Origin of the sequence: Streptomyces sp. UH6, from assembly GCF_013421635.1 — a bacterium.
GTDB classification, from domain to species: Bacteria; Actinomycetota; Actinomycetes; order Streptomycetales; family Streptomycetaceae; genus Streptomyces; species Streptomyces abyssomicinicus.
On the sequence record NZ_JACADT010000595.1, the window covers coordinates 1 to 3,551 of the forward strand.

Below are 3,551 nucleotides of genomic sequence, written 5' to 3' on the forward strand. Positions count from 1 at the left end.
GACGAGGACACCGCGGCCGTCCTGCGGCTCCTGGACGAGCAGGAGCACCTCGTCCGGATGCACCGGGAGGAACTCCACCAGACCAACCAGGGCGTCGTCGCCCTGCACTCGAACCTGGCGACCGCCGCGCGCGTCCAGCGCGACCTGCTGGACGCGGAGCGGACCGCGCGCGCCGAGGCCGAGCGCGCCCGGCGCCTGCTGGCCTTCCTCGGCGACGCCAGCGCCACCATCACGGCCTCCCTGAGCCACCGGGACATCCTGAGCCGGCTGAAGGAGCTGCTGGTTCCGGAGTACGCGGAGCACCTCGAGGTCTGGCTGTTCGGCGAGGAGAACGACGACGAGGACCCCCGCGGTGTCCGCGACCACACCGAGGCCGCGGTGGTCGCCGCCCGCACCGGGCATCCCCAGCACGCCGCCCCGTACCCCGGTGAGCTGCCCGGCGTCGACGACCTCCGGCCCTCCGCGCTGTTCCCGGAGCGGCCGGTGCTGGCGATCCCCCTCCTGGCACGCGGCCTGGTGGGCGTCCTCACCCTCACCTCCCCGGGCCCGCGCTTCGACGCGGACACCTCGGTGATGCTGGTCGAACTCGCCCGCCGGGTCGGCATCGCCCTGGACAACGCCCGCCGCTACGAGCAGTCCCGCGACACGGCCGAGACCCTGCAACGCGCCCAGCTCACCGAGCTGCCCACCCAGGCCGGACTGCTGCTGGCCGCCCGCTACCTGCCCGCCACCCGTGGCCTCAACATCGGCGGCGACTGGTACGACGCCTTCATCCAGCCCGACGGCAGCCTGCTGGCCGTCATAGGGGACGTCACCGGGCACGGCCTGCACGCGGCCGTGGTCATGGGTCAGCTGCGCACCGCGCTGCGCGCCTACGCCGTCGAGAACGAGAGCCCGGCGGCGATCCTGACCCGGCTGCACGGCATGCTCCGGCACCTGCAGCCCGAGCTGTACGCCACCGCGATGATCGCCCGCTTCCGCCCGGGCGAACCGGAGGTCGTCTGGGCGTCGGCCGGCCACCTGCCCGCCGTCGTCCGCGGAGCCAACGGCACGGTACGGGTCCTGGACGCCAAACCGGGCGTCATGCTGGGCATCCCGGTGCCGTACGTCTACGCCGACCACCGGGCCGACCTGCCGGTCGGCTCCACCCTGGCCCTCTACACCGACGGCCTGGTCGAACGCCGCGCACAGGGCATCGACCCGGGCATCGCCCGCCTCGGCGACATGATGGGCGCGCTCAGCACGCAGGAACTGGAACAGGACATCGAGGCCGTCGCCGACGGCCTGCTCGAACCGCTGCTCCACACCTCCGAACGCGACGACGACGTCTGCCTGCTGCTGTGCCACCTGCAGGCGACCGAGCAGTCACCCAGGGCCCTCCCCGGCCTCCCCGGTCCCGGCCGCCGGAAAGGCCCTCAGCCCCCGGCGCAGCGCCTCCCGCGCGACGGGGTCCATGCCGGCGAGAACCTCGGCGAGCGCCTGTGACCTGCGATCGGCCACCTCACCGAGCACCTGCCGGCCGGTCCCGGTGAGGACCAGCCGCACCTCACGCCGGTCGTAGGGATGCAGCAGGCGCGACACCAGCCCCGCCGCCTCCAGCCGGTCGCACAGCCGGCTGGCCGTCGGCGTTCCTATCCCCATGCCCTGGGCCAGCGCGGTGAGGTTGAGCTCGGGCTCGGCCTCCAGGAGCCGCAGCGCCCGCAACTGGTGCGGTGACAGGCGCAGACTCGCGCCCTGGGCGGCCACGGACCACAGCTCCGCCAGGCCGTCCACGCCGTGGGCGATCTCCCGAGCGAGGGACAGGAGGTCGTCACCCGGTCCGTCCGTCCGGCCGTCTCCGGAGCCGCCGAGGCGAGTCACGTGCGCATCACCTTCAGTCAGGGGCCCCTCCGGGGCCGGTCCATGTGGCTACCACGTACTTGCGTACGCGGTACCCGAGGAGCCGCAGGGTGACACGCCGGTCAGAGTTCCGGCACCGTCTCGATGTCGAACCCTCCCGGCGGGGCGGGCGGTTCCGCCGGCCCGTCGTCGAGCCGCTGCTCGGCCCAGATGGTCTTGTCCTTGCGGTTGTGCCGGACGCCCCAGCGCCTGGTGAGCTTCATGACGATGTAGAGGCCGCGGCCCCCCTCGTCGCTGTCGCGGGCGTGGCGCAGGTGAGGGCTGGCGCTGTTGGCGTCGGTGACCTCGCACAGCAGCCGGTCCCGGTCGTGGATGAGCCGCAGGCGGACCGGGCCCGTGCCGTAGAGGATGGCGTTGGTGACGAGTTCGGTGGCGACGAGCTCGGTGGTGAACGCCACCTCGTCGAGGTGCCAGGCGGCGAGCTGCCGCTCGACGAGCCGGCGGGCGGTGCTCACCACGGAGACGTCGGCGGGCAGGGTCCAGTCGGCGATCTGCTCCGGCGGCAGGGCGCGGGTGCGCGCCAGCAGCAGGACCGCGTCGTCGTGGCGGGACGGCGCCATCGCGTACACGGCCGTGTCGCACAGCTCCCGCAGCGGCTGGGTGGTGGAGGAGAGGACCTGGGTGAGACGGCGGGTGGCGGCGGCCCGGTCACTCCCGCCGGCGGCGAGCAGGCCCTCCGTGCAGTGGGCGAGCAGCGTCCCCGGCGGGAGCTCCACCACGGCCGGGGCGTAGACGCGCTCACCTCCCGCCCCCAGCGGCGGCCCCTCGGGGACCTCCACCTCGATCGGGCTGCCGTCGGGACCGATGACGAGGGGCGCGGGGTGGCCGGCACGGACCATCACGCACTGCCGCGAGACGGGGTCGTAGACGGTGACCGCGCACCTCCCCGCGGGAGAGCCGTCGGGGACGGCCGAGACACCCGGCAGCTGGGCGGCGACCTCGTCCAGGCGGGCCAGCAGGTCGTCCGTCTCCAGGTCCTGGAGGGCGAGCGTGCGCAGGGCGACCCGCAGCTGGCCCATGGTGGCCGCCGCCTCGACGCCCTGGCCGAGGACGTCGCCGACGGCCAGGGCGACGCGCGCTCCGGAGAGCGGGACGACGTCGAACCAGGTGCCGCCGGCGTTCTCGGGCAGGTAGACGTGGGCGGTCTCCACCGCCGACAGCTCGGGGACGTTCCCGGGCTGGAGCCGTCGCTGCAGCGCCGTCGCCACGGTGTGCTCGCGCAGGTAGCTGCGCGCGTTGTCCAGGTGCGCGGCCGTGGTGGAGGCGGCCTGCCGGGCCACGTCCAGATCCGCCGGTTCGAAGGAGTCGGTCCGGTTCCGGTACAGGGTCAGCAGCCCCAGCACGGTGTCCCGGGCCGTCAGCGCGACGACGATCATGGAGTGCACCCGGGCCCTGAGGAGCGGCGCGAAGCCTTCCGGCGCGGTGGCCAGCCAGGGCTCGTCCGGTGACACCCTCACCAGGCGGGGCCGCAGGTCGTTGAGGACCTGGGTGAACGGCGTCGGGAAGGGGAACGGGCGGCTGTCGCCGTCGTTCCGGCTCCGTTCGGCGCCCTCCGGGGCGAAGGCGACCCGTCGCAGCGGCGCGTCGGCGGGCGAGGGGGCGGGCGAGGGGGGGCCTGGCCGGCCGTACCGTTCCAGCCCTCGTCCAGCAGG

3 protein-coding genes are annotated in these 3,551 nt (G+C 74.4%); 1 reads left to right on the top strand and 2 read right to left on the bottom strand.

Features of this window, described 5'->3' with window-relative positions; all coding sequences use genetic code 11:
* Positions 1-1,485, top strand: a 1,485-nt coding sequence (locus HW445_RS22670) for a PP2C family protein-serine/threonine phosphatase (RefSeq protein ID WP_180222810.1), incomplete at its 5' end; no start/stop codon positions are given.
* Here the strand turns inward: HW445_RS22670 and HW445_RS22675 are convergent.
* Positions 1,366-1,860 carry a MarR family winged helix-turn-helix transcriptional regulator gene (locus HW445_RS22675; protein ID WP_180222811.1) on the bottom strand — a complete coding sequence of 165 codons (495 nt, stop codon included), beginning with the start codon at positions 1,858-1,860 and terminating at the stop codon, positions 1,366-1,368. The two genes, HW445_RS22670 and HW445_RS22675, sit on opposite strands and share 120 nt — an antisense overlap.
* Before the next feature lie 101 nt (positions 1,861-1,961).
* On the bottom strand, positions 1,962-3,551 hold a 1,590-nt coding region (locus HW445_RS22680; protein ID WP_180222812.1), incomplete at its 5' end, for a SpoIIE family protein phosphatase.